26 protein-coding genes are annotated in these 25,575 nt (G+C 72.1%); 15 read left to right on the top strand and 11 right to left on the bottom strand.

The window, feature by feature from the left end:
- Nucleotides 1-395 precede the first annotated feature (395 nt).
- The 3 genes from OHS58_RS30930 to OHS58_RS30920 form a co-directional block, all read right to left on the bottom strand.
- Nucleotides 396-1,580 (bottom strand): PQQ-dependent sugar dehydrogenase, encoded by a 1,185-nt coding sequence (locus OHS58_RS30930; protein WP_328644861.1) that lies wholly within the window; start codon nt 1,578-1,580, stop codon nt 396-398.
- Nucleotides 1,581-1,596: 16 nt separating this feature from the next.
- Entirely contained in the window at nt 1,597-2,448 is an 852-nt protein-coding gene (locus OHS58_RS30925; protein ID WP_328644860.1) for an alpha/beta fold hydrolase, read from the bottom strand.
- A 73-nt stretch (nt 2,449-2,521) separates the two neighbouring features.
- The gene (locus OHS58_RS30920; RefSeq protein ID WP_328644859.1) at nt 2,522-3,298 is read right to left on the bottom strand and encodes a helix-turn-helix transcriptional regulator; all 777 of its coding nucleotides are present in this window, start codon (nt 3,296-3,298) and stop codon (nt 2,522-2,524) included.
- A gap of 74 nt (nt 3,299-3,372) precedes the next feature.
- On the opposite strand from OHS58_RS30920, the gene OHS58_RS30915 reads away from it, so the two are divergent.
- Genes OHS58_RS30915 through mfd form a run of 3 tightly spaced genes read left to right on the top strand, consistent with a single transcriptional unit; the run spans nt 3,373 to nt 8,529 of the window.
- Nucleotides 3,373-4,293: an LLM class flavin-dependent oxidoreductase gene (locus OHS58_RS30915; RefSeq protein WP_328644858.1), complete on the top strand. Its 921-nt coding sequence runs from the start codon at nt 3,373-3,375 to the stop codon at nt 4,291-4,293.
- A gap of 29 nt (nt 4,294-4,322) precedes the next feature.
- Nucleotides 4,323-4,949 (top strand): hypothetical protein, encoded by a 627-nt coding sequence (locus tag OHS58_RS30910; protein WP_328644857.1) that lies wholly within the window; start codon nt 4,323-4,325, stop codon nt 4,947-4,949.
- 25 nt (nt 4,950-4,974) lie between these two features.
- Nucleotides 4,975-8,529: a transcription-repair coupling factor gene (gene mfd, locus OHS58_RS30905; protein WP_328649882.1), complete on the top strand. Its 3,555-nt coding sequence runs from the start codon at nt 4,975-4,977 to the stop codon at nt 8,527-8,529.
- Nucleotides 8,530-8,568: 39 nt separating this feature from the next.
- On the opposite strand, the gene OHS58_RS30900 is transcribed toward mfd, so the two are convergent.
- Nucleotides 8,569-8,976, bottom strand: coding sequence for a hypothetical protein (locus OHS58_RS30900; RefSeq protein WP_326944459.1), 408 nt, complete (start codon nt 8,974-8,976; stop codon nt 8,569-8,571).
- A gap of 86 nt (nt 8,977-9,062) precedes the next feature.
- On the opposite strand from OHS58_RS30900, the gene OHS58_RS30895 reads away from it, so the two are divergent.
- The 9 genes from OHS58_RS30895 (at nt 9,063) to OHS58_RS30855 (ending at nt 16,388) form a co-directional block, all read left to right on the top strand.
- Nucleotides 9,063-10,103, top strand: a complete 1,041-nt coding sequence (locus OHS58_RS30895) for a hypothetical protein (RefSeq protein WP_328644856.1) — start codon at nt 9,063-9,065, stop codon at nt 10,101-10,103.
- A complete protein-coding gene (locus OHS58_RS30890) occupies nt 10,100-11,029 on the top strand; it encodes a MazG family protein (RefSeq protein WP_326944457.1) in 930 nt (309 codons plus the stop codon). The genes OHS58_RS30895 and OHS58_RS30890 overlap by 4 nt, the downstream gene beginning before the upstream one ends.
- Before the next feature lie 74 nt (nt 11,030-11,103).
- A complete protein-coding gene (locus OHS58_RS30885) occupies nt 11,104-11,655 on the top strand; it encodes an RNA polymerase sigma factor (protein WP_328644855.1) in 552 nt (183 codons plus the stop codon).
- Nucleotides 11,652-12,464 (top strand): zf-HC2 domain-containing protein, encoded by an 813-nt coding sequence (locus OHS58_RS30880; protein ID WP_328644854.1) that lies wholly within the window; start codon nt 11,652-11,654, stop codon nt 12,462-12,464. Before OHS58_RS30885 ends, OHS58_RS30880 begins: the two co-directional genes overlap by 4 nt.
- 10 nt (nt 12,465-12,474) lie before the next feature.
- Nucleotides 12,475-13,278: an ABC transporter ATP-binding protein gene (locus OHS58_RS30875; protein WP_326944455.1), complete on the top strand. Its 804-nt coding sequence runs from the start codon at nt 12,475-12,477 to the stop codon at nt 13,276-13,278.
- Nucleotides 13,278-14,621 (top strand): hypothetical protein, encoded by a 1,344-nt coding sequence (locus tag OHS58_RS30870; RefSeq protein ID WP_328644853.1) that lies wholly within the window; start codon nt 13,278-13,280, stop codon nt 14,619-14,621. Before OHS58_RS30875 ends, OHS58_RS30870 begins: the two co-directional genes overlap by 1 nt.
- On the top strand, nt 14,618-15,181 hold the full coding sequence (locus OHS58_RS30865) for a hypothetical protein (RefSeq protein ID WP_328644852.1): 564 nt from the start codon (nt 14,618-14,620) through the stop codon (nt 15,179-15,181). Before OHS58_RS30870 ends, OHS58_RS30865 begins: the two co-directional genes overlap by 4 nt.
- A 172-nt stretch (nt 15,182-15,353) precedes the next feature.
- Nucleotides 15,354-15,875: an ArsR/SmtB family transcription factor gene (locus tag OHS58_RS30860; protein ID WP_328644851.1), complete on the top strand. Its 522-nt coding sequence runs from the start codon at nt 15,354-15,356 to the stop codon at nt 15,873-15,875.
- Between the two features lie 108 nt (nt 15,876-15,983).
- Nucleotides 15,984-16,388 carry a hypothetical protein gene (locus tag OHS58_RS30855; protein WP_328644850.1) on the top strand — a complete coding sequence of 135 codons (405 nt, stop codon included), beginning with the start codon at nt 15,984-15,986 and terminating at the stop codon, nt 16,386-16,388.
- Nucleotides 16,389-16,433: 45 nt separating this feature from the next.
- Here the strand turns inward: OHS58_RS30855 and OHS58_RS30850 are convergent, their stop codons facing one another.
- Genes OHS58_RS30850 through efeU form a run of 6 tightly spaced genes read right to left on the bottom strand, consistent with a single transcriptional unit; the run spans nt 16,434 to nt 21,902 of the window.
- Complete coding sequence (locus OHS58_RS30850; protein WP_247057880.1) at nt 16,434-16,844, bottom strand: PPOX class F420-dependent oxidoreductase; 411 nt, start codon at nt 16,842-16,844, stop codon at nt 16,434-16,436.
- 45 nt (nt 16,845-16,889) lie between these two features.
- Nucleotides 16,890-18,032: a GDSL-type esterase/lipase family protein gene (locus OHS58_RS30845; RefSeq protein WP_328644849.1), complete on the bottom strand. Its 1,143-nt coding sequence runs from the start codon at nt 18,030-18,032 to the stop codon at nt 16,890-16,892.
- On the bottom strand, nt 18,029-18,598 hold the full coding sequence (locus tag OHS58_RS30840; RefSeq protein ID WP_326944449.1) for a TetR/AcrR family transcriptional regulator: 570 nt from the start codon (nt 18,596-18,598) through the stop codon (nt 18,029-18,031). The genes OHS58_RS30845 and OHS58_RS30840 overlap by 4 nt, the downstream gene beginning before the upstream one ends.
- Before the next feature lie 48 nt (nt 18,599-18,646).
- The gene (gene efeB / locus OHS58_RS30835; RefSeq protein WP_328644848.1) at nt 18,647-19,903 is read right to left on the bottom strand and encodes an iron uptake transporter deferrochelatase/peroxidase subunit; all 1,257 of its coding nucleotides are present in this window, start codon (nt 19,901-19,903) and stop codon (nt 18,647-18,649) included.
- Nucleotides 19,900-21,060, bottom strand: a complete 1,161-nt coding sequence (efeO, locus tag OHS58_RS30830; protein WP_326957735.1) for an iron uptake system protein EfeO — start codon at nt 21,058-21,060, stop codon at nt 19,900-19,902. Before efeO ends, efeB begins: the two co-directional genes overlap by 4 nt.
- Nucleotides 21,057-21,902, bottom strand: coding sequence for an iron uptake transporter permease EfeU (gene efeU, locus OHS58_RS30825; RefSeq protein WP_326944446.1), 846 nt, complete (start codon nt 21,900-21,902; stop codon nt 21,057-21,059). Before efeU ends, efeO begins: the two co-directional genes overlap by 4 nt.
- Nucleotides 21,903-22,271: 369 nt before the next feature.
- Here efeU and OHS58_RS30820 point away from each other — a divergent pair, with 369 nt between their 5' ends.
- Nucleotides 22,272-23,018 carry a murein transglycosylase gene (locus tag OHS58_RS30820; RefSeq protein WP_247063670.1) on the top strand — a complete coding sequence of 249 codons (747 nt, stop codon included), beginning with the start codon at nt 22,272-22,274 and terminating at the stop codon, nt 23,016-23,018.
- 236 nt (nt 23,019-23,254) lie between these two features.
- Here the strand turns inward: OHS58_RS30820 and OHS58_RS30815 are convergent, their stop codons facing one another.
- Nucleotides 23,255-23,656: a tetratricopeptide repeat protein gene (locus tag OHS58_RS30815; RefSeq protein ID WP_247057868.1), complete on the bottom strand. Its 402-nt coding sequence runs from the start codon at nt 23,654-23,656 to the stop codon at nt 23,255-23,257.
- 72 nt (nt 23,657-23,728) lie between these two features.
- Here OHS58_RS30815 and OHS58_RS30810 point away from each other — a divergent pair, with 72 nt between their 5' ends.
- On the top strand, nt 23,729-24,175 hold the full coding sequence (locus tag OHS58_RS30810; protein ID WP_326944445.1) for a VOC family protein: 447 nt from the start codon (nt 23,729-23,731) through the stop codon (nt 24,173-24,175).
- 106 nt (nt 24,176-24,281) lie between these two features.
- Nucleotides 24,282-25,568, top strand: coding sequence for a phosphopyruvate hydratase (eno, locus tag OHS58_RS30805; protein ID WP_247057862.1), 1,287 nt, complete (start codon nt 24,282-24,284; stop codon nt 25,566-25,568).
- Nucleotides 25,569-25,575: the final 7 nt, after the last annotated feature.

Raw genomic sequence — 25,575 nt, 5'->3', positions numbered from 1 at the left:
GCGTCGTGACGTCGCCGGGCCCAGGCGCTTCCGCGACGCCTCGAGGCTCGAAGTCGTCGAGGGCGAGATCGATGGGCCGCCACCCGTCGTCGATCGGTTCGGCCGCGGCGGCCACGGGTAACTCACCTCGGCGTCCACAAGGGCTCAGCCTGGGCGGCCGGCGGTCGCCGGTCAAGCCGATATGGGCAACCAGGACGGTTGGAAGCCGGTCCCCGGGCGCCAGGTCGGCGATGGCGCTCGGGGACCGGCGCGGGTGCTGCCGCGGGAAAGCTTTCTTCGGACCGCGTCCAACACTCGTCGGTGGCGGGCGAAACTCTTGGTGCACACCATGTTCCGCGATCGGAGCGCGGTGCGACAGTGTTCCCGGCACCGGCTCGGTGTGTCTTTCGCATGAATCAGGCGGGCGTGACCTTCAGCAGCTTGTCGTTCGTGCCGTCCGAGGTGGTCACGTACAGGGCGCCGTCCGGGCCGCTGCGGACCGCGCGCAGGCGGCCGAACTTGTCGTCGAACTCCGGGGGCAGCGTGACGTCCAGGACCTTGCCCGCGGGGTCCAAGTGGTACAGCAGCAGCTTCTGGCCCTTGAGCGCGACGACGACGAGCGCGCCGTCGTTGCGGCCCCACTGGGCGCCGGTCAGGAAAGCGTCGCCGCTGATCGCCTCGGTGATCTTGCCGGACGTCCATAGTGGACTCACCGCGTCGGGGAAGCGCTTGAGGTCGGTCATCGGCACGCTCTCGTCGTAGCTGGAGTCCGTGCCGCCCTTCGACGGGTCCCAGCCGTAGTTCGCGCCCGGTTTCAGCAGGTTGACCTCGTCGTCGAACGTCGGGCCGTGCTCGGCGGTGATCACCTGGCCGCTGCCCGGCCGGATGGCCACGCCCTGCAGGTTGCGGTGTCCGTCGGTGTAGATGAGCCGCTCGTGCGGGTCCGACGACGTGATGAACGGGTTGTCCGGCAACGGCTTCCCGGTCTTCGCGTCCAATCGCAGCACTTTGCCACCCAAGGAGTGGCGGTCCTGCGAGACGGTCGACTTCGCCGTGTCGCCGGTGCCGACCAGCAGCGCGCCGTCCGGTGCGAAGGTCGGGCGGCAGCCGGAGTGCCGGCCGCTCGGGTTGATCGGCAGCCCGGTGAGCAGATCCCCGACCTTCGTCGCGCTCCCGCCGTCACCGGCCAGCTTCCAGGTGACCAGCCGGATGTCGACGGGCTTGCCGCCCTCCTGGTGGTCCTGGCAGGTGATGAACTCGCGGCTGGTCGTGAAGTCCGGGCTGATCACCATGCCGAGCAGGCCGCCCTCGCCCTGGGCGAAGACGTCGGAGAAGTCGGCCTGCACCTCGGTGGCCCGGCCGTCGCGGACCAGCGCGAGCTTGCCGGGCCGCTGCGGCACGAGGATGCCGCCGTCGGGCAGGAAACCGATGTCCCAGCCGTGCTCGAGGCCCGCGGTGACCGTCTCGACCTTGAACTTCCCGGTCGCTGCCGCCGGTGTGGACGGTGGTGGCGAGACGCTCTGCACGGGCGCGCTCGACGCCCCCGAGCAGCCCGTGACCAGCAGGGACACCACACCGATGAGACCCAGCACACGCCGCATACGGCTCATCCTGCCATCAAGCGGTGAAATCGCCGTTCGCCGCCGCGCGCGTGAGGAACTCCAGGTCCGCGTCGCCGGGGAGGTAGTGCCCGGTGCCGGGCACCAGGTCGACGACGGCGTCCGGCGCGAACGCCTCGAGCCGCCGTTTGGTCGTCGCGGAGTCGACCATGACGTCGTCGGCGCCGGCGACGGCGTACACCGGCACGGCCAGCCCGGCCAGCGTGGCGTCGTCGAAGGGCGGGAAAGGGCCGGTGCGGTACCGGTAGTTCGCCGACACGAGCAGCTGGTGCTCGACGACCTCCGGCGTGCCCGCGTCGCCGAGGACACCGGCCACCGACCTGCGCCGGCCCCGCTCGCCCAGCAGCGCCCACAGCACGGCCTTGACGAGGAACGCCTTCTTCATCGGGCCGAGGCCGATCGGGGACCGCAGCGCGAGCGCGGTGACGCGGTCCGGGCGCCGGGTCGCGTAGTCGAGCGTGAGCCAGCCGCCGAGCGACGACGCCAGGAACGCCGCCGACGGCACGCCGAACTGGTCGAGCACGGCGTCCAGCCAGGCCGCGTAGCGATCGGTGCCGAGCGGCGGCCGCGTCTCGGCGCTCAGCCCCGGCTCGCCGACGATGTCGACGGCGTACACCCGGAACCGCTCGGCGAGCGCGGGCAGCCGGGGCGCCCACTCGCCGGAGTTGCTGCCGGAACCGTGCAGCAGCACCAGCGCCGGAGCGCCGGCCGGGCCGGAGACGAGCACGAACGTCTCGCCCTCGGGCGTCGGCACCCGGACCTGCTCATGGGGGACGGGCCACGCCGTCAGGACGTCGAGGTAGCGCTCACGCAGCAGCCGGGCGCCTACCTCGGACCTGTATATCGTCATGCAATGTACTCTAACCTTCCCTATCAAGTGGATAAATAGGGAGTTTTACGCCCTAAGTCGGACCAAGCCGGACTCAGCTGTCGGCGTCGGCCGTCTGAAGCAGGGCTTCCGCGGTTTCGGCGTCCGCCGGCAGGAACGTCTCCAGCTTCAGCTCCGACACCGTGACGTCGGCCGCGGTCGCGAACGTCGTGATCGCGGTGATCAGCCGCAGCTCACCGACCGAAGTGGACAGTCGGACCGGGACCGCGAACCCCAGGTGGTCCGGGGCCGGCGGGGACGCCGGGGGCAGGTACGACTCCAGTTCGGCGAGCTGCGCGGCCAGCCGGTCGTCCGGGTTGCGCGCGAGGTCGTTGCGGATGCGCTCGAGGATGTGGCGCGCCCAGTCGTCGAGGTTGCGCACGCGCGGCGCCATGCCCTCGGGGTGCAGCGCGAGCCGCAGCGTGTCCACCGGTTCCTCCAGCAGCTCCGGCGCGACGCCCTCGGTGAGCAGGCCGAAGGCGTCGTTCTTCGCGACCAGCACGCCGTAGCGGTCGACGACGATCGCCGGGTAGGGCCGATGGCCGTCGAGCAGCCGCCGCAGGCCGTCGAGGACCGGCTTGATCGCCGGGGAGTCGAGGCGCGTTTCGGGGTACGACGGCGCGAAGCCGGCGGTGTAGAGCAGGCCGTTGCGTTCGCGCAGCGGCAGTTCCAGCGACTCGGCGACACGCAGCACCATCCCGCGGCCGGGGAGCGAGCGCCCGCTCTCCATGAAGCTCACGTGCCGTTGCGTCGTCCCGGCGCGCAACGCCAGGTCGAGCTGGCTGAGGTGCCGCCGAATCCGCCAGTCCTTGAGCGCCGTTCCGAAGTTCACCCGACCATCATCGCGGTCCGCGCCATTCCCCGCGAGGAATTGAGCCCATACCCCGATACGAACAGGCTTGCGGCATGACGAAATACGGCCTGGTCGTCCCGACCTACCAGCCCATCCTCGACGCCGGGCGGACCGCGCCCGAACTGGTCGAGACCGCCGTCGAGGCCGAACGCCTCGGCCTCGACTCGGTGTGGGTGGGCGACACGCTCGCCCGCGCCCCGATCGACGCCCTGACCATCCTCGGCGCGTTCGCGGCGCGCACGTCCCGCGTCACGCTCGGGACGGCTTCGCTGCTCCCGGCGTTGCGCGACCCGATCCTGACGGCGAACCAGCTGCTGAGCCTCGACCTGCTCAGCGGCGGCCGGCTCACGGTGGCCGTCGGCGCCGGGTTCGCCGGGCGGAGTGAACCGGAGTTCGCGTTCACCGGCGTCCCGTGGGCCCGCCGGCGCGCGCGGCTGGACGACATCGTGGCGCTGTGGCGGGCCGCGTGGCGCGGCGAGACGTCGTTCCACGGGCCGGTGCTGGACTACGGCTCCCTGCCGGTGTTCCCGGCACCCGCGCGCCCGGGCGGCCCGCCGGTGTGGCTGGCGGCGCACACGCCGGGGGCGCTGGAGCGCGCCGGCCGGCTCTACGACGGCTGGCTCCCGTACCCGCCCGACCCCGCGGACTACGCCGCCGGGCTGGCCGGGATCCGCTCGACGGCGTCGCGGCCGGTGACCCCGGCGCTGTTCGCGACGGTCCTGGTCGAGGACGACGCCGATCGCGGGACGGCGCTGCTGGAGGATTACTGCCGGCGCAACTACGGCATGCCCGCGGGCTTCGTCCAGCGCATCCAGATGCAGGTCACGGGCTCGGCCGCGGAGGTGGCGTCGCAACTGCGCGAGTACGCCGGCGCCGAGCACGTGCTGCTGCGGGTCGCGAGCACCGAGCCGAAGGTCTTCGACGAGCAGCTGCCGCGACTGGCGGAGGTGGCGGCGGAACTGCGGGCCGCGTAACGCGGGCGGGCCGGCACCGACTCATCGGCATGGCGAAGGTGAACTGGTCGGCGCGGCAGCCGCTGCCGGCGGTCCCGGCCTGCCGCCTGACCGCCGTGCTGCGCGAGGCGCGCCGGGCGACCGGCCGCGACCGCGAAACCGGCCGGATCGAGCCGGGCAAAGCGGCGCTGAGCGGGAACTGGCTGGGGGCCGTCGGCTACCTGCTGCTGGTCGACCAGGTGGGGAGCGCCTGCCGGGCGCCCGGCCCGCCGGTCGTCCGGGCGCTGCGGCAGTTCGCCCCTCGATTGGGTGAACCGGAACGGGAAGCGCTCTACGCCTTGCGCTGCTCGCTCGTCCACGACTTCGGGCTGGTCACCGTCGGCGGGCCGGGCCGGACCCACCACTTCATGCCGGCCGCCACGGCGGGGTCCGGCCCGGTCGTGCGGCTCCCGCCGGAGCCGTGGGACGGCCGCGCCGAGCACTGCCGGCGGCTCAACGCCACCTGGGTCGACCTGCGGGCGCTGGGCGACCTGGCCGAGGAGGTGGTCCGGCGGTTCGCGGGCCGCCACGGCCAGGCGCCGGTGCCCCGCGGCCGTCGATCCCGGCCCGCGCGCCGACCGGCTCCGGGCACCCGCGCGGCCAGCGGTGATCGGAAACCTGTCGGGGGTGGCACGTAGGCTGGGGACCGTGACAAACGCTTCACTGTCCGGACTCCTCACCGCCGTACTTCCCGACCCGGCCCTGCGTGGAGTGGTCGAGCGCGCCGGTGCGCCGCTGCTCGAACTCCAAGGGCCGATCGCCGCGCGCCAGCTCGTCGCCGGCGCCCTCGCCTCCGACGACGGCGCCGGGAAACCCGTGCTCGTCGTGACCGCCACCGGCCGGGAGGCCGACGAGCTGACCGCGGCGCTGGGCGCGCTGCTGGGCACGAGCCGGGTCGCCGACTTCCCGTCCTGGGAGACCCTGCCCCACGAGCGGCTCTCGCCCCGCGCCGACACCGTCGGGCGGCGGCTGGAGGTGCTGCACCGGCTGAAGACCGGGGCCGACGACCTGCGCGTCGTCGTCGCCACCGTCCGCAGCCTGATCCAGCCGATGGCCCCCGGGCTCGGCTCGCTCGCCCCGGTCGACCTGATCGTCGGCGAGGAGCAGAGCTTCGACGCCCTGCTGGAACGGCTGGTCGAGCTGGCCTACACCCGCGTCGACATGGTCGAGAAGCGCGGCGAGTTCGCCGTCCGCGGCGGCATCCTCGACCTCTTCGGCCCGACCGCGCAGCACCCGGTCCGGGTCGAGTTCTGGGGCGACGAGGTCAGCGAGATCCGCGCGTTCGCCGTCTCCGACCAGCGGTCGCTGCCCGGCGAGATCCCGCGCGTCACCGCGCCGCCGTGCCGTGAGCTGCTGCTCACCCAGCCGGTCAAGGACAAGGCCGCGGAGCTGGCGAAGACCTACGAAGCCGACGCCCACCTGTCGGAGATGCTCACCAAGCTGGCCGACGGCATCCCCGTCGAGGGCATGGAAGCGCTCATCCCGGTGCTCTGCGAAGGCGAGCTGGAGCTGCTCACCGACGCGATGCCGGTCGGCACCCACGTCCTGCTGACCGACCCGGAGAAGATCCGCGCCCGCGCCGCCGACCTCGTCCGCACCGGCCAGGAGTTCCTCGAAGCGTCCTGGACGACGGCCGCGGCGGGCGGCCTGGCCCCGATCGACCTCGGCTCGTCCGCCTACCGCGGGCTCGAGGGGATCGCGTCCCACGCGCAGGACACCAAGCGCACCTGGTGGACGCTCAGCCAGCTGACCAGCGAAGACCCGGACGTCTACCGCGTCTCGGTCGAGGCCGCGCCGGCCTACCGCGGCGAGATCGACCGCGCGACGGCGGACCTGCGCGCGCACACCGCGGCGGGCGGCACGGCGGTGCTCGTCGTCGCCGGTCAGGGCACCGCGGCCCGCGCCGTCGAGCAGCTCTCGAGCGCCGACGTCCCGGCGTCGCTGGCGGGTGACGGCGTCACGGGCTCGCTCCCGCCCGGCACGGTCACCGTCACCTGCGGCGCCCTCACCGAAGGGTTCGTCTCGCCGGAGCGCGCCCTCGTCGTGCTGTCGGAAGCCGACCTCACCGGCCGCGGCGCCGGCGCCGGAACGTCCACAAAGGACCTCACCACCAAGATGCCGTCGCGGCGGCGCAACGCCGTCGACCCGCTGGCCCTCAAGAACGGCGACTACGTCGTCCACGAGCAGCACGGCATCGGCCGGTTCGTCGAGATGGTGCAGCGCACCGTCGCCGGCGCGACCCGCGAATACCTGCTGCTGGAGTACGGCTCGTCCAAGCGCGGTCACCCCGGCGACCGGCTGTTCGTCCCGACCGACCAGCTCGACGAGGTGTCCAAGTACGTCGGCGGCGAGCTGCCCACGCTCAACAAGCTCGGCGGCTCCGACTGGAAGAACACCAAGGCACGGGCCAAGAAGGCGGTCAAGGAGATCGCCGCCGAGCTGGTCCAGCTCTACGCCGCGCGCCAGGCCGCGCCCGGGCACGCGTTCGGCCCGGACACGCCGTGGCAGGGCGAGCTGGAAGACGCCTTCCCGTTCACCGAGACCAACGACCAGCTCGCCGCGATCGACGAGGTCAAGTCGGACATGCAGCGCGGCGTCCCGATGGACCGCGTGATCTGCGGCGACGTCGGCTACGGCAAGACGGAGATCGCCGTGCGCGCCGCGTTCAAGGCGGTGCAGGACGGCAAGCAGGTCGCCGTCCTCGTCCCGACGACGCTGCTCGCCCAGCAGCACCTCAACACCTTCCACGAGCGGATGCGCTCGTTCCCGGTGACGATCAAGGGCCTGTCCCGGTTCACGAACAAGACCGAGTCGGACATCATCCTGGAGCAGCTCGCCGGCGGCGAGGTCGACATCGTGATCGGCACGCACCGCCTGCTGCAGACCGGGATCCGCTACAAGGACCTGGGTCTGGTGATCGTCGACGAGGAGCAGCGCTTCGGCGTCGAGCACAAGGAGCACATCAAGGCGCTGCGCACGCACGTCGACGTCCTGACGATGTCGGCGACGCCGATCCCGCGCACGCTCGAGATGTCGCTGGCCGGCATCCGCGAGATGTCGACGATCCTGACGCCGCCGGAAGACCGGCACCCGATCCTGACCTACGTCGGCTCGTACGACGACAAGCAGGTCGGCGCGGCGATCCGCCGCGAGCTGCTGCGCGACGGCCAGGTCTTCTACGTCCACAACCGCGTCTCGTCGATCGAGAAGGCCGCGCGGCACATCCGGGAGCTGGTGCCGGAGGCGCGCGTCGTCACCGCGCACGGCCAGATGAACGAGGACAAGCTCGAGAAGATCATCCAGGGCTTCTGGGAGAACGAGTACGACGTCCTGGTGTGCACCACGATCGTCGAGACCGGGCTGGACATCTCGAACGCCAACACGCTGCTGGTCGAGCGCGGCGACCTGCTCGGGCTGGCGCAGCTGCACCAGCTGCGCGGCCGCGTCGGGCGTGGCCGCGAGCGCGGGTACGCGTACTTCCTGTACCCGCCGGAGGCGCCGCTGACGGAGACGGCGCACGACCGGCTCGCGACGATCGCCCAGAACACCGAGCTGGGCGCGGGCATGGCGGTCGCGATGAAGGACCTGGAGATCCGCGGCGCGGGCAACATCCTGGGCGCGGAGCAGTCCGGGCACATCGCCGGTGTCGGGTTCGACCTGTACGTGCGGCTGGTCGGCGAAGCGGTCGACGCCTTCCGCCGGCACGCGGGCGCGGAGCCGGCGGAAGACGAGGAGCTGGCCGACGTCCGCGTCGACCTCCCGATCGACGCCCACCTCCCGCACGACTACATCCCGGGCGAGCGGCTGCGGCTGGAGGCGTACCGCAAGATCGCGGCGGCGCCGGACACCGAGGGCCTGGACGCGGTGCGCGAAGAGCTGATCGACCGCTACGGCCAGCCGCCGGCGACGGTCAACCGCCTGCTCGCGGTGGCGAGGTTCCGGCACACCTGCCGCGAGGCGGGCGTGACGGAGGTGGCCGTGCAGGGCAACACGATCCGTTTCGCGCCGCTGCCCTTGCAGGATTCGCAAATGGTCCGGTTGAAGCGGCTGTACCCGAAGGCGATGTTCAAGGCCGTGACGAACACCGTGTCGGTGCCGAAGCCCACGGAAGGCGCGGCGGGCGGCCGTATCGGCGCCCCGACGCTGCGCGACGAGGAGCTGCTCGACTGGTGCGCCAAGCTGCTGACGCAGCTGACGAAGAAACCCGCGGCGGTGTAACGGAAACGGACGTCCGGTTGCGTACCGGACGTCCGTCGCTCAGCCGACTTCGCTGAACATCGGCGGCATCGGGTCCGCCAGCCCCATCCGCACCTGCTCGACCGGCACCGGCACGGCCCCGGCGTCCGACATCGGCTTCGGCCGTGGCCGGCGGGGGTTCCGCGTCCCCGCGCCGCCACCGCGGCCCGGGTACACCAGCAACCCGCGCGCCGGATCGGGCACGGCGTCGAGCGCCGCCGTCACGACCGGCAACGCCCGGAACGCGTCGCGGCTTTCCTCGGAACGGAATTCGATCTCCAGCACGACGCCCCAGCGGTGTTCGTGCCACACCCACTGCTCGGCGCCGTTCGTCAGTGCTGCTTCGGTCAGTGCGTCACCCCGGGCGAGCCGCCACAACGAAGCCGTGGACTCGCCATCGAAGACCTCGATGGTCAGCCAGTGGTCCATGCCGACGACGGTACGCCCGGCGAAACCGAACGGGTGTTGCGTTTCGGCCGCGAAGGTGTGAGAGGGTATGCGCTGTGATGCGGATCATGGGGCGCCCTCGCGCGCTGGTGGCGGTCGTTGCCGGCGCTCTCCTGCTCGCCGGGTGCGGTGCGGGCCCCGGTCAGGTCGGCAGTGCGGTGATCGTCGGCGACCGCTCGGTCTCCCTCGACCAGGTGCAGTCGATGATCGACCAGGCCGTCCGGGACCAGCCGTACGCGCAGAAGCTCGCGCGTGAGCACAAGGTCGACCTGCTCGGCCGCGAGATCATCCGGCAGTCCGTGCTCCACGAGCTGACCCTGCGCGCCGCGAAGCAGGAGGGCATCGTCGCCGACCAGGCGAAGATCGCCGCCCTCGCCGCGAAGGAGTCCGCCGCCCCGGTCGCCGACACCGGGCAGGGCGACCAGGTCGCCGTCACCGAGATCGTCTCCAAGCTGCGCGACAAGAACGAGACGGCCGGCGACGTCGTCCTGGAGCAGCAGCTCGCCGAGAAGTACCTGCCGAAGCTGTCGGTCGGCGCGGACTACGTCGGGATCAGCGCGGCCGCCGCGAACGACAAGGACGCCCGCGCCCGCGCGTTCGACCTCGCGAAGCAGTTCGCCGACGACCCGGGCAAGATCCAGGGCGCCATCCAACAGGCGAGCCAGGCGGCGCAGGCCGCGCAGCAGGCCCAGCAGTCCGGCGGCCCCGGCCCGGCCCCCGGCGACGTCTCCGACGCCGGGCTCACCGAGCTCTTCGGCGCTTCGCAGTACCTCGCGCTGGCGCAGACCGCGTTGTTCGGCTCCGCCGCGAACAGCGTCGTCGTGTTCCAGGCGCGGATGCCGACCAAGCCCGACTGGTACGTCTTCGTCGTCCGCACCCGCGGCACCGACAAGGCCGTGCCGGCGGACCAGGAGGCGCAGAAGCCGACCGACGAGCAGCTGACCGCCATCGGCACCCGGCTCCTGCAGCCCTACGTGGGCCCGAGCGGGCTGCGCGTCAACCCCCGGTACGGCGTGTGGGATGTTGTGAGCATGAACCTCGCGACGAACCAGGACGCCACCCAGGGCACCGTGCTGCCCTTGCGCGGTGCCGCTCCCGCGCAGCAGTGAGCCGGGGCGTCGTCGTAGTCGTCCGCGGGGCGACACTGCCCGCCGCGGCGCTGAAGGTCCTCCGTGAGTCCACCGCCGTCTTCGCGGCGTCGGACGTCGACCCCGCGGTGTTCGGGGTCCCGGCGATCACGGAGGCGCTGTCCCTGAAGGGCATCGTGCTGCTCACGACGTCCCGCGAGGAACCCGCCGCGGCCGTGCTCATCGCGACCGGCGCGCAGGTCATCGACACGCCCGTCCCGCCGCTGGTCGAAGCCGCGGACGTGATGGACCGGCTCCGCTCGCCGGGCGGCTGCCCGTGGGACGCCGTGCAGACGCACGAGTCGCTGCGGCAGTACCTGGTCGAGGAGACCTACGAGCTGCTCGACGCGATCGAAGACGGCGACCGCGAGGCGCTGCGCGAGGAGCTCGGCGACGTCCTGCTGCAGGTGCTCTTCCACGCCCGCGTCGCCGCCGAGGACCCCGCGGACCCGTTCGGCATCGACGACGTCGCGGCCGCACTGGTCGAGAAGCTGGTCGGCCGGCACCCGCACGTCTTCGCCGGCGCCGACGAGGTGCGCACGGTCGAGCACCAGAACGCCAAGTGGGAAGAGCTGAAGCAGCGCGAGAAGCAGCGTCTGTCCATTGTGGACGGCGTCGCGCTCGGCCAGCCCGCGGTCGCGCTGGCGGGCAAGCTCGGCCAGCGCAGCGGCCGCGCCGGCATCCCGCTGGACCTCTTCCCCGAGGGCTCGAACGCGGCGGCCCAGCTGTTCCGCATCGCGGCCACGGCGCGCCGCGCGGGCGTCGACCCGGAGGGCGAGCTGCGAGCGCTGGCGAAGGAGTTCGCGCTGGAGGTCCGCGCCGCCGAGCAGGCCGCGCGCGACGCCGGCCTGGAGCCGACCACCCTCGAAGCGGACGGCTGGCGCAAGTTCTGGCCGGCCCGCGACTGACCCAGTGAATGTGACGCAGCACACATCCGAGTGAGAACCGGGGGCGATCTTCCGGCGTCTTCCCCGGTGTGAGGATGAAGCCACTGGAGGACGCCGACGAGGAGCACCTCGTCCGGCGCACGGCCAAGGGCGACCGCGCGGCGTTCGAGGAGCTCTACCGCCGCACGTCGCCCTGGCTGGCCGTGCGTCTGCGCCGCCGGTGCGCGGACGAGCAGGTCGTCGCCGAGGTCATGCAGGAGACGTACCTGGCCGTCTGGCGCGCGGCGGGCTCGTTCGCGGGGTCCGCGGCCGGCGGTTCCGCGGTCGGCTGGGTGTGGATCATCGCCGCCCGGCGGCTGGTCGACGCGTTCCGCCGGCGGGCGCACCACGCGCAGCCGCCGCCGGTGATGGCGCTCGACGTCGCGCCGGTGCCCGGGGCCGAGGAAGAAGCGCTGGCGGCGGCGGTCGGGGACGACGTCGGCGACGCGCTGCGCGACCTCGCACCCGAGCTGCGGGCCGTGCTGCAGGCGATGGTGCTCGACGGGCTGACCGTCCGCGAGACCGCCGTCCTGCTCGGGCTGCCGGAAGGCACCGTCAAGACCCGGGCCCGGCGGGCGCGGATCGCGATGCGGGAGGCACTGTCATGAAGCATCCGTCGGACGAGCTCATCGCCGGCTACACGGCGGGCGACGACCTCCCCGGTGGCCAGCTCTGGGGCATCGAGGCGCACCTCGAGACCTGCGCGGTGTGCCGGGCGCGGCTGGCCGTGCTGCGGCCCGCGCAGCCGGTGGTGGACCTCGTCTGGTCGCGGCTCGCGGTGGACATCGAGCTGTCGGGCACGCCCGCGCACCCGCGGCCACAGCCGAAAGCGCACCCGCGGCGGCGGTGGCTGTTCACCTGGACGACGCCGGTGATGGTGCCGTGGCTGGCGATGATCGTGCTGCTCACGCTGCTGGTGGTGGCGCTCGACCGGATCTGGCCCACGACGTTCGACACGACGGCGGTGCAGCTGCTCGCGCCGCTGCTGCCGGTGCTCGGCGTCGCCGCGTCGTGGGCGCGCGGGCTCGATCCGGCGTACGAGGTCGTCGTCGCGACCCCGCGGGCCGGGCTGTACCTGATCGCGCGGCGGACGGTGGCGGTGCTCGTCGTCGTCCTGCCGGTGCTCGGCTTCGCGGGCTGGCTGACCGGCACCGGCTTGGCGCTCTGGCTGGTGCCGAGCCTGGCCTTCACCACCGGCACGCTCGCGCTGGGCGGGCTGATCGGGGTCACCCGCGCGGCCGGCGTGCTCGGCGCGGTGTGGGTCGCGGCGGTGGTGCTGCCGAGCGTGGTGGCGCACCAGCAAACGGTTGTGCTCAGTGCCGGCGCGGTGCCGGTGTGGGCGGGGATCTTCGCGCTGACGACGGTGGTCGTCGCCCTGCACAAGGGCGCGTTCACCCGGCTCGGCGTCGGCGACTAGGGAGGAAGACATGCGTGCTGTCGGGGCCGCCGAGATCGCGCCAACGGCCTACGCCTGGGAAATCCAGGCGGAAGGGCTGAAGGTGCGGGTCGGCAGGCGGAAAATGGCGGTGGACGGGCTGGACCTGTCCCTCGGCAAGGGGGTGCACGGCTTGCTCGGGCCGAACGGCGCGGGCAAGACGACGCTGATCCGGGCACTGGCGACGGTGCTGCGCCCGGCGGAAGGCCGGCTGACGCTGCTCGGCGCACCGGCCGGGGGACACGCCGGGCAGCGCGGCCTGCGCCGCCGGATCGGTTACCTGCCCCAGGACTTCGGCTACTACAAGCGGTTCACGGTCCGCGAGTTCGTCGAATACCTGGCGTGGCTCAAGGAAATGCCGAAGGCGGACATCCCGGGCGCGGTGCAGCGCGCGATCGAGCGCGTCGGGCTGGCCGACCGCGCCGGCGACCGGATGAAGACGCTTTCCGGCGGCATGGTGCGTCGCGTCGGGATCGCGCAGGCGATCGTCAACGACCCGGACATCCTGCTGCTCGACGAGCCGACGGCCGGCCTGGACCCGGCCCAGCGCGTCCGGTTCCGCGAGCTCGTCCAGGAACTGGGCCAGGACTCGTGCGTGCTGATCTCGACGCACCTGGTCGAAGACGTCGGCACGGCGTGTTCCGACGTCGTGCTCTTCGCCGAGGGCAAGCTGGTCTTCCAGGGGACGCCGGGCGAGCTGGCCGCGGCGGGGACCCCGGACCACGTCGGTGACAGCCCGATCGAGCGCGGTTATTCGGCGCTGCTGAACCACGAGCACGGCAAGGGGGCGTGGTGATGGTCTTCCGCATCGAACTGCGGCGCTCCATCGCGCCCTGGGCCGGGCTGGCGCTCGTCGTGATCGCGCTCGGGTTCCTGTTCCTGCTGTCCGGCCCGTGGTGGAAGGTGCCCGCGCCGTGGACGGCGAACACGACGACCACCGCGTTGTGGCTGCGGTTCCTCATGGTGTTCCTGTGGCCGGTCGCCGTCGGCGCCGGGGCGATCCAGGGCATGCGCGACAGCCGCTCCGGCATGGTCGAACTGCTGTCCACGACGTCCCGGCCGGGGTGGCACCGGGCATTGCGGCTCGCTGGGGCGGTGGGGGCGCTGTGCGCGCTCGGGTTCGTGCTGGTGTTCGGCGTCGGCCTGGCCGAGGTGCTGGGGCACGGCGGGTTCGTTTCCGCGAGCTTCCTGCCGGTCCTGTTCGTCGGCCTGCTCGCCATCGTGGCCGGGAGCTGGGTCGGCCTGGCGGTCGGGCGGCTGCTGCCGCACCCGCTGACCGCGCCCGCGCTGGCCGTGCTGACCCTGGTGGTGTCGGTGCTGGTCTGGGCGGCGGGCTTGCTTTCCTACAGCCGGCTCGGGCTGCTGACGCCGACCTTCGACGAGCCGCAGGGCGCGCTGGTGACGACGTCGACCTCGGTGGACCTCGGGCAGACGGCGTGGTTCCTCGGGCTCGCCGTGACGGGCTTCCTCTTGCTGGCGGCGAACTCCGCGCGGACCCGGCTCCTCGGCCTGCTGCCGGTGGTGGCCGGAGCGGCGATTGCCCTGCCGGTCTTCCCGGCCTCCGCCGACGGTCTCATGGCCGCCGACAGCATCGCCGCGCAGAAGCTCTGCGACGGGCCGATCTGCGTCAGCCGGGCGCACGAGGACAGGCTGGCCGCGCTGGCCGGGCCGGGCCGCGAAGCGCTGGCACTGCTGGCGAAGCTGCCCGGCGCGCCCACCCGGATCGAGGAGCAGACGGCGCCGAACTCCGTCGCCGGCCGGCCCGCTCGCGATTCCGGCGTCGTCTACCTGGACTTCCAGCTCAACGACGACCTGCTCACGGCGGACGCGAGTGCCCTGCGGGTCGCGGTGCTGTCCGGGGCCGGGCTGCCCGCGTGCATGCCACCGAGTTACGGCGACCTGTCCGACATGGGCGGCCGCATGATCGCGGCGGCGTACTTCACCGGCGAGCTGAAGCTGCTGCCCGAGTACGGCGGCAGCTGGTTCCGCCACGAGTTCGGCCGGATCGAGCAGGTGTGGCAGAAGTTCCGCGCGCTGCCGGCGGACGTGCAGTTCGCCCGGGTGGCCGCACTGCGCCAGGTGCTGCTGACCTGCAACGGCGACCCGATCGACACGCTCGTGCCGGGGGCGCTGCGATGAGGTGGGCGATCCTCTACGCCCGGTCGAGGCAGCTCCCGGCGGCGTTCGCGGCGCTGCTGGTGGCCACGTTCGGCCTGTGGTTCCTGGGCCGCGACTCGTGGGGCACCCTGCTGGTGGTGCTGACGCTGGCGGCCGGGATCGCGGTGGCGGCGATCGGCCTGAGCGGCCAGGACCCGGATCTCGACCGCACCGCGGCCCGCCCGTGGCCGGTCCGGCGGTTCGCGCACCTGACCCTGATCGGCGTCGCGACGGGCGCGCTGGTGCTGGGGGTGCAGCACCTGGGCACGCCGATTGTCGACTTGTCGATCATAGTCCGCGACGCGGCGGGCTTGGCGGGCTTGGCCGGCCTCGCGGCCACGGCGGCGGGCGGCCAGTTCGGCTGGACGCTCCCGCTGGCCTGGTGCGCGATCGCCCCGTTCGTCCCGGACGACGACTCGACCGGCGCCCGCATCACCGCGTGGATGCTGCAACCCCCGGCCACCACGGCGGCGACGTGGACGGCGGCGGTACTGGCGCTAACGGGAGCGGCGACCTACGCGGCCTGGGGCGGCCGCCGGTAGCCACGGACTGGACCGGTTGGGGTGGGCGCCGGGGTGACGGCCGGGGCAGGCGCCGTCCGTGTGGCGCGACCGGCCGGGGCGGTGAACATCCGGTGCCGGCTCAACCGGAACCCGCGTCTCGGCGTGGATGCAGCGCCCGCCGGGTACCGCGGCGGCCACATCGGAGGAAGCCATGCTGCGCGTGTTGTTCGATGTCGAAGATCTGGCCCGGACCCGGTTCGCCACCGCCGGCGATCAGGCGAGCTGGCTTCGGGCGGGGATCGGTGACCTGCTCAACGCGCTGCACCCGCGGGTCCGGTGGCAGGCTCCGGTCCTGTCGATCCGTGACCTTCCGGACCACGCCGTCCGGCTCGGTGGGCGGGGACTGCTCGTCGACTCCACCGCGCGCCGGCTGCGGTTCGTCCCCGAGGCGGCGCAACCGGTGCTCTACTGCCCGGCGGCGCCGCCGGTGAAGCGGTGCCCGGCCGACGCGTTGAGCGACGTGCTGGGCCGGACCCGCGCCGAGATCCTCCGGCTCCTCGGAGACGGCGAACGCTCCACCGCCGAGCTGGCGGAGGCGACGCGGATCAGCCCGTCGCGGGCCTCCCAGTGCGCGACGGCCCTTCGCGCGGCCGGTCTGGTCGCCACGCGGCGGACCGGGCGGTCGGTGCGCCACGGACTCACCGGGCACGGCCATCGTGTGCTGCGCGGCTGACCGTCCACAGTGGAGCAATTTCGGGATGCGCAAAACCCTGGGGTCTCCCCGGAATCCGCCACTAGCCTCCCGGAGTCCGGCACGGTGCCGGGCGTGGGGAGGATTTCCATGCGGGTCATCAGGTCAGTGGTCGCGCTGGCGGCGGTCGTGGCGGCGATGTTCGGCTCGGCGGCCGTGGCCGACGCGGCGGTGACGACGCCGTGGCGGATCGAGTACGGCGCCAGTGTGGCCGCGGGAACCATCGGGTGGACCGACGGCCGTTCGGCGACGGTGTCCGGCACGATCCACGCGGTCAGCGGCTACCGCGAGGTCTGCGTCTGGGGTGTCAACGGCACCTACACCAGCCCCGTCGAGTGCGACGCGACGTTCCCCGGGGTCGACGCGCCCTTCTCGGAAGTCCTCACCATCAACCAGGTCGGCGGCGTCCAGGTGATCTACATCCACCTGTCCGACCAGTACAACCACGACTTCGGTCAGCTCCGCTGCACCCGGGCCGGGTGCGTGCACCAGTGACCGGCGGCGGTGCGGGCACCCCCAGCGCCCGCACCGGCACCGACGTCAGACGTTGCGGATGTTCGTCTCCAGCTCCAGCGGCTCCCGGTCCCAGTCCTCGACGCCGAAGGCGAGGATGCGGGCCGGGTGGATGCGGATCACCGCGTCGTCGAAGTGGTTGTCCGGCAGGCTGACGCCGACCAGTGCTTCCGCGCGGCCGCGGATCTCCAGGCAGCGGACCCGCCACGGGTTCGTCGACGGGAGGTCGTCGACGACGAACGCGACCTGGTCGTTCGTCGCGATGTTGCGGAACTTCTTGCTGGTGCGCAGGTTGTGCCCGGTGACGTCGACGGTCTTCTCGTCCGGGTTGTAGCGGAAGCCGACCGGGTTGACCTGGAGCTTGCCGTCGGGCTGGGCCGTGGCCAGGCGGCCGAGGGGCTGGTCAGCGAGGTACGCGAGCTCTGCTTCGGTGAACATGCGTCCAGCATTCAACTTCAAGCGAGCTTGAAGTCAAGCCCGGTGTCAGGCGAAGACGCCGTCGGCGAACACGAGCTTCGTGAACCGCTCGCCGATCCGGCGGTGCGCCGCCGCGTCCGGGTGCAGGTTGTCCGGCAGCGGGAACTCCGCGAAGTCCGCCTCGCCGTACAACGCGCGGCCGTCGAGGTAGTGCAGCCGGGCGTCCTGCCGGGCCGCCACGATCCGCTCCAGCTCGGCGCGGATGACCTCCAGCGTCAGCTTGCCCGCAGCCGTCTCGGCGGGGTCGCCGGTGGCCCGGAACCGCACCTCGCCCGCGGCCAGCGCCTCGTGGTCGAAGTCGCCCGGCCCCGGCGTCCGCTCGTGGATCGGGCAGAGGATCGGCGAGACGACCAGCAGCGGCGTGTCCGGGTGGCCGTCGCGGATGGTGTCGAGGAACCCGTGCACGGCCGGGCCGAACGCGCGCAGCCGCATCAGGTCGGCGTTGACGACGTTGATGCCGAGCTTGACGCTGATCAGGTCGGCCGGGGTGTCGCGCAACGCGCGGGCGGTGAACGGGTCGAGCAACGCGTTGCCGCTGAACCCGAGGTTCACCAGGTCGACACCGGCCGCGGTGGCGGCGAGCGCGGGCCACGTCCCGGACGGCGTCGCCGCGTTCGAGCCGTGGCTGATCGAGCTGCCGTGGTGCAGCCAGACCCGGCCGCGGGCCGGCACGGTCTCGACCGGCGCGTCGGTGCGCAGCGCCACCAGCTCGGTGATCTCGTTGTGCGGCAACCAGATCTCGACGTCCTTGAGGGCGTCGCCGAGCCCGGCGAACCGGACACGGCCGGTCGGGCCGTCGGCCCGCGACCCGGCGCCGGTGCGCGGATCGACGGTCAGCGTGCTGCCGCCCTCGACCACGCCTGACTGCGCGAGCCGGCCGTCGACGAGCAGGTCGTAGACGCCGTCCGGGCGCGGCGGGGCACCCGCGTACACCAGCTTCGTGGGCCGGGTTTCCAGCTCGACGACGTCGGCGCGGGTCCGGAACCGCAGCCGCACGCCCGCGGGCTGCGCCTCGGCCATGGCCAGGCGCGGGTCGGTGTTCTGGGCTCGTGCGCGGGCGGGCAGCCGGTGCGGGACCAGGCCGAGTTCAGTGGGCTCCAGTTCGAGCGCGCCGCGAACCAGCGAGGCGGTGAGGGCGGTGGTGATCATGTCTGCGGCCAATCGCGGAGAAGGGTGTCGAGGACGGCGAGAATCCGGGTCCAGGACTCCTGGGAGGCGGGGGAGCTGTGGTCGAAGCCGCCCTGGGACTCCAGGTCGACGTAGCCGTGGAAGACGCTGCCCAGCAACCGGACGGCGTGCGTCTCGTCCGGCCCGGTGAGGTCGTAACCCCGCAGGATCGCGCGCATCATCTGCGAGTGCCGGACCCCGGCACTCGCGGCGGCGGTCTCCGGATCGAGCCGGAACCGCGCGGCGGCGTACCGCCCGGGGTGCTCCCGGGCGTAGTCGCGGTAGACGTCGGCGAAGGCCACGAGCGCGTCGCGCCCCGCCCGCCCGGCCAGCGCGGCGGCGGCCCGGTCGGCGAGCTCCTCCAGCGCGAGCAGGGCGATCTTCGTCCGCAGGTCGTGGGCGTTCTTGACGTGCGAATACAGGCTCGCGACCTTGACGTCGAACCGCCGCGCCAGCTCCGACGGCGTCACCTGCTCGAAGCCGGCCTCATCGGCCAATTCCGCCCCGGCACGCACGACGCGTTCCGTGGTCAACCCAGCACGAACCATGACTACACTCCCTTTTGCCTAAAGCGAGTGTAGATCAGCCTAAAGCCTTTAGGCAAACAGGGCGTCGCCCCAGGAGCCGGTCGGCGAAACGCCCGGCGGGACGGCGAAGTGCGCCGAACCCGTGTGCTGGACGTACTCCATCATCGCGTCCTTCGACGAGAGCGCTTGCTGCATCGGGACGTACTGCTTGCGCGTGTCCCGGTTGAACGCCAGGAAGAACAGCCCGGCCTCCAAGTGCCCGACACCGTCCGAGCCGTCGACGAAGTTGTAGCCGCGGCGCAGGATCCGCGTCCCGTTGAGCGCCTGGTGCGACGCGAGCCTGACGTGGGCGTCCTCGGCGATCAGCTTCTCGCCGCCCGCGCCGCCGACGTCAAGGTCGATCTCGTCGAACTCGTTTTGCTGGCCCAGGGCCGCGCCGACGCCCTTCGTGCGGCCGATGATCTGCTGCTGGCCGTCGAGGGTCTCGCGGTCCCACGTCTCGATGTGCATCCGGATCCGGCGCGCCACCAGGTAGCTGCCGCCCGCCATCCAGGCCTGCCCGTCGGCCGGCGTGGCCCACACCTGGTCGCGCAGGAAGTCGGTGTCCTCGGACTTGATGTTGTTCGTGCCGTCCTTGAACCCGAACAGGTTCCGCGGTGTCTGCTGCGCCCGCGACGTCGACGAGCTGCGGCCGAAGCCGAGCTGCGACCAGCGGACCTCGGTGACGCCGAAGCCGAGCCGCACCAGGTTGCGCACGGCGTGCACGGCGACCTGCGGGTCGTCCGCGCACGCCTGGATGCACAGGTCGCCGCCGCTGCGGGCGGGGTCGAGCTTGTCCTTCGGGAACAGCGGCAGGTCGATCAGCTGCGGCGGCCGCTTCGCCGCGAGACCGAAGCGGCCGTCGAACAGCGACGGCCCGAAACCGATGGTCAGCGTCAGGTGCGATGCCGGCAGGTCGAGCGCCTCGCCGGTGTCACCCGGCGGGGCGAACTCGCCGCCGCCGACCGCGCCGTTCGCGACGACCTCCTGGCCCGCCGTCATCCGGCGGGCCGCGTCGGTCCACGTCTTGAGCAGCTGCCGCAGCTTCTCGCGGTCGGTGGTCGTCACGTCCAGGGCGGCGAAGTGCAGGTTCGCCTGGGCCGGCGTGACGATCCCGGCCTGGTGCTCGCCGTGGAAGTCGACGGTGGTCACCGACGCCTCGGCGTTGCTGCTGGTCGCCTTGTCGATCCCGATGCCCGCCGCGGCTCCGGCCCCGGCGAGCGCGACACCCGCTCCCGCCAGGCCGAAGAGCTTCCGACGGGAGACGCGGGTGCCGTCTTCGGTCACTTGGAAACAACCTCCGCAACCTTGCTCAGCGGCTCGCTCAGCGCGTCGACGGCACTGGCGAACGCCTTGATCTCGTCCTGCGACAGCTGGTCGTACAGCTTGTAGCCGTCACCGACGCGGGTCTTGTCGAGCAGGCCCTGCACGTTCGCGAACTCCTTGTCCAAAGTGGACACGAGGGCGGCGTCCCGCTCCTGCAGCAGCGGCCGCAGCGAGGCGATCGCGCCCTTCGAGCCGTCCACGTTGGCCTGGAAGTCCCACAGGTCCGTGTGCGAGAAGGTCTCCTCCTCGCCGGTGATCTTGCCGGTGGCGACCTCGTCGAGCAGGCCCTTCGCGCCGTTCGCCAGGTCGAGCGCGGTCAGCTCGAGGGTCTTCGTCTTCGAGACCAGGTCCTTGACGTCGGTGAGCAGCTTGTCCGCGATCTGCGGGCTGTCCGGCTTGAGGCCGGTCACGTAGAGGTCCTTCTCCAGCCGGTGGAACCCGGTGAACTGCTGGTTCGGCTCGAGGTCGGCCTCGCGCACGTCGATGGCCGGGTCCAGGTCGCCGAACTTCTCGGCCACCGGCTCGATGCGCTCGTAGTAGACGCGGGTGGTCGCGTACGCGGCCTTCGCCTCGTCGACCTTGCCGGCCTTGACGAGGTCGACGAACTTGCCCGTCTGCTCCTCCAGCGCGGCGGTGTTGTTCGCGACGTAGTCGGCGTAGCTCTTGGTGGCCGCGGCCTTCTGCGCGTTGGCGTCGGCCTGCTTCGGCGCGCCGCCGGTGATGGTGAAGTCGCCGCGGATGCCGTTGCCGGCCATGCCCGGCTTGCACGCGGTCTGGTACTTGCCCGCGTCGGACGCCTCGACGATCAGCCGCCGGTTGAGGCCGGGGGCGATGTTCTCGACCTCGCCGATGATCCGGTCGCCCTCGGCGTAGAGGTAGAACTCGGTGACCTTGGCGCCCTTGTTGGTGATCTCGAAGGTGACGTTGCCCGCGGCGGCGGTGTTGACGGAGACGTTGCACGCGGTGTCCGAAGCCTCGACCTTGATCGGGCCGCCGGCCGCGCCGGTCTGGGCCGCGTCGCCGCTGCCGCCCTGGCCGTCGCACGCGGCGAGCGTCACCAGCGCGGCGGCGCCGGCCACCAGGGCCAGCGGGGTTCTGTGGGTCTTGCGCACGGTCACTCCTTCGGGGCGGCCGCGGCGGCGGGCGCCGGCGCGGTCTTCTTGCTGGGCTTGAGGAAAAGGGGCAGCACGATGACGACGTAGGCGACCCACGCGATGGCCTGCAGCACGGTCGTCGCTTGCGAGTAGTTGAGGATGCCCTTGAGCAGGGCGCCGTACCAGGACGTCTCCGGCAGCACGTTCGACGCGTCGAAGGCGAGGGTGTTGATGCCGGGCAGGAACGCGGCCTCCTGGAGGTCGTGCAGGCCGTAGCCGAGCACGCCGGCGGCGACGAACACCAGCAGCACGCCGGTGATCGTGAAGAACTTCGAGAGGTTGAACCGGACGGCGCCGCGGTAGAGCAGCCAGGCCAGCACGACCGCGGCGAGGATGCCGATGGCGAAGCCGATCAGCGGCTGCGAGGTGTCCGACTGCGCGGTCTGGACGGCGGAGTAGAAGAACACGGCGGTTTCGAGGCCCTCGCGGCCGACGGCGAGGAACGACAGCAGCAGCACGGCCATCGGGCCGACGTCCAGCGCGTCGTCCATCTTCCCGCGCAGCTCGGCGGCGATGCTCTTGGACGCCTTGCGCATCCAGAAGATCATCGCCGTGACGAACACGACGGCGACGATCGACAGGCTCCCGCCGAGCAGCTCCTGGTGCTCGAACGAGAGCTGGGCGGTCGTGTAGGTCAGGACCGCGCCGACGGCGATCGACAGCAGCACCGCCGCGCCGACGCCGGGCCACACCCAGCGCAGCGCGTGGCGTCGCTCGGTCTTGACCAGGAAGGCCACGAGGATGCTGACGACGAGCGCAGCCTCCAGGCCTTCGCGTAGCCCGATCAGCGCGCTCGAGAACAACACCGGTCCACCTCCTCGTTCTTCTGGTCCCGTGAAGTTTTTAGGTAAGGCTCACCTGTAAGTCCAGCGAGCGCACGTCTCGGGAAGCCCGAAGAACCGGGCAAATGGGACCGAGGGTGGAAGTTAGGTTAGGGTAACCGCAGGTCAGCGCACTGCGCGTCGACTCGATAACAAAATCTGTGACGTCGCTGGCAGCGGACCTGTTTTTACCCTGCGTTTGCCTGGTCAGGCGTCCGTGGTCCCACTTGAGTGGCTCCGTAACCTGATCGGGTGGCCGAAACCGCTCAGCCGACCGTCACGCCTCCGGACTCGCCGCCCTCGGGTGGTCCACCGCGGCGCTATCTCGGCCGGGCGGCGCTCGCGGTGGGGCTGGTGCTCACCGGAGTGGTCCTCGTGCTCACCATCGGTGTCCGGAACCCGGACGCGCCGGCGGCCCCGCCGCCGGCCCAGCCGGCGCTCGCCATCCCGGTGCAGCGCCCGCAGCCCGGCGCGGAGTCGCCGCGGGCCGGGCTCGCCGCGCCGGTCGACCGGCCGCAGGTGTCCGACCAGGCCGAGCTGGACGCGTGGTCGGCGCGCGTCGCGGACAAGACGCACATCCCGGCGCGCGTGGTTTCGGCGTACGGCCGGGCGGAGATGTGGATGCAGCGCCAGAAGCCGACGTGCCACCTGTCGTGGGCGACGCTCGCGGGCATCGGCCGGGTCGAGGCCGAGCGCGGGAAGTTCGACCTCTCGGCGATCCGGCCGGACGGCCGCGTCGTCATGCCGGTGGTCGGCCCGCCGCTGGACGGCTCGCCCGGCGTCCCGGCGGTGCACGACACCGACGGCGGCAAGCTCGACGGCGACAAGTCGTGGGACCACCTGATCGGCCCGCTGCAGTTCCCGCCGGCGACGTGGAAGAAGTACCAGGAGCGCGCCAACGGCGACGGCGGTACGCCGGACCCCCAGAACGTCGACGACGCGGCCTTCACGGCGGCGCGCTACCTGTGCTCGGGCGGCGACGACCTGGGCACCCCGGCCGGCTGGTGGCGGGCGGTGCTGTTCTACAACTCGGCCGTGACGTACGGCCAGGACGTCTTCAGCGCGGCGGACGCCTACGCGGAGGCGAGCGTCGCGCCGTGAGGCTCACAGCTCGCGGTCGGCGAACAACGGCGTGACGGCCGTCAGCACGAGCAGCAGCACTCCGGCGTAGGCACCCAACGTGGCGAAGATCCCCATTTTCGTTCCCTCCTGGTTCCTTGCGGTCTGGAACCAGCTTCGCCCGCGGCGGGGGGTTCGCGGATCGGCCGAGGGGCCCGGAGAGATCGGCCGAAAGTACGGTCCTCCGGCCCTGGTGCCCCGTCCTTCGGGGGAGGTGCTCAGTCGCGCAGCGCGATGTGCGCCTTGACCTCGCTGATCGCTTCCAGGTACTCCGGCACCGGGTTCATCGCCGAGGCCATCCGCATCTGCGCCAGTGCCTCGACGAACCGGCCGAGGCGCTGGAGGGTGCGGCCCAGGATGAAGCGGGCGTAGTGGTCCGTCGGATCCAGCTCCAGCACCCGCGTGAACGCCTGCTCGGCGCGCCGCAACTGAGCGGAGTGGAAGTAGGCGCGCCCGGCCAGCAGGTGCACCGACGGTTTGTCCGTCTCGGATTCCAGGAGCGGTTGCAACGCCTTCAGCGCGTCGAGCGGGCGACGGCGGCCGACGAGGTCTTCGGCCTGGCGGAAGGCATGGAACCGCGACTCCTCGGGAGGCTGCGAAGCAGCTGCGGCGTCCGTCATGGTCACTCTGACTTTACCTCGGGAGAGGGGCTAACACACGCCCGTGAACGGGACGTGATGGACTGTGCCGCCATGAGCAGCGGGTACCGGGGCTTGGCGCCCTACCTCTACTACGCCGACGCCACCGCGGCGCTGGCCTGGCTGACCAGGGTCTTCGGGTTCACCGAGGAGGTCCGCTTCTGCGACGCCGCGGGCGAGGTCTTCCAGGCGACGCTCCGCGCGGGCGACGCGCGGATCCAGCTCGCGGGCGTCGGCCCGGACTACTGGCAGGCCAAGGGCGTCGACGGCCCGGTCGGTCAGCTCAACATCCTGTACGTCGACGACGTCGACGCCTGCCACGAGCGGATCGGGGCGGCGCTCGGCGACGAGGGCGAGCTCGACCCGCCGCAGGACCAGCCCTACGGCGCGCGGGTGTTCACCGTCGCCGATCTCGGCGGCAACAGCTGGACGTTCTGGCAGCAGACGTCCGACGTCGTGGAGCTGCCGCCGGGCTGGCGGGCCGTCCGCGCGGACGGCTGAAGACGCTCGCGGACCGGCCGCTACCGGCCGTGCCTCCAACGGGTGAACTGCGGTGACGGCTAGGCTGGGCGCGAAACCGCAGGCACGACGCACCGAGGAGCATGGCGTGGCTCTCATCGAGCAGGTAGGCGCGCGCGAGATTCTGGACTCGCGCGGCAACCCGACCGTCGAGGTGGAGGTCGCCCTCGACGACGGCACCCTGGCCCGGGCCGCTGTCCCGTCGGGAGCGTCCACCGGCGAACACGAGGCGGTCGAGCTCCGTGACGGCGACACCGGCCGCTACAACGGCAAGGGCGTCGAGCGCGCGGTCGCCGCGGTGCTCGACGAGATCGGCCCGGAGATGGTCGGCATCGAAGCTGTCGACCAGCGGATCGTCGACCAGAAGCTGGTCGACCTCGACGGCACACCGGCGAAGTCCCGCCTCGGCGCGAACGCCATCCTCGGCGTCTCGCTGGCCGTCGCGAAGGCCGCCGCCGAGTCGGCCGAGCTGGAGCTGTTCCGCTACCTGGGCGGGCCGAACGCGCACGTGCTGCCGGTCCCGATGCTGAACATCCTCAACGGCGGTTCGCACGCGGACAGCAACGTCGACGTCCAGGAGTTCATGATCGCGCCGATCGGCGCGGAGACCTTCCGCGAGGCCCTGCGCTGGGGCGCCGAGGTCTACCACTCGCTGAAGTCGGTGCTGAAGGGCCGCGGCCTTTCGACCGGTCTGGGCGACGAAGGCGGCTTCGCGCCGAACCTGGCGAACAACCGCGAGGCGCTCGACCTGATCCTGCAGGCCATCGAGAAGGCCGGGTACACGCCGGGCCGCGACGTCGCGCTCGCGCTCGACGTCGCCGCGACGGAGTTCTTCGCCGACGGCGCGTACACCTTCGAAGGCAGCAAGAAGAGCGCGGAGCAGATGTCGGCGTACTACGCCGAGCTGATCCGCGACTACCCGATGGTCTCCATCGAGGACCCGCTGAGCGAGGACGACTGGGACGGCTGGGTCACCCTGACCGCCGAGGTCGGCGAGAAGGTCCAGATCGTCGGCGACGACCTGTTCGTCACCAACCCGGACCGGCTCGAGGAGGGCATCACCCGCCGCGCCGCCAACGCGCTGCTGGTGAAGGTCAACCAGATCGGCACCCTGTCCGAGACGCTCGACGCGATCTCGCTGGCCACGTCGTTCGGCTACAAGTCGATGATGAGCCACCGCTCCGGCGAGACCGAGGACACGTTCATCGCGGACCTCGCGGTCGCCACGAGCGTCGGCCAGATCAAGACCGGCGCCCCGGCCCGCGGCGAGCGGATCGCCAAGTACAACCAGCTGCTGCGCATCGAGGAGACCCTCGGTGACGCCGCCCGGTACGCCGGCGAGCTGGCCTTCCCGCGGTTCAGCGCCGAGGGCTGAGCCTGCT

The sequence above is a fragment of the Amycolatopsis sp. NBC_00348 genome (assembly GCF_036114655.1).
Classification (GTDB): domain Bacteria; phylum Actinomycetota; class Actinomycetes; order Mycobacteriales; family Pseudonocardiaceae; genus Amycolatopsis.
This window is presented reverse-complemented; position numbering and strand designations above follow the sequence as displayed.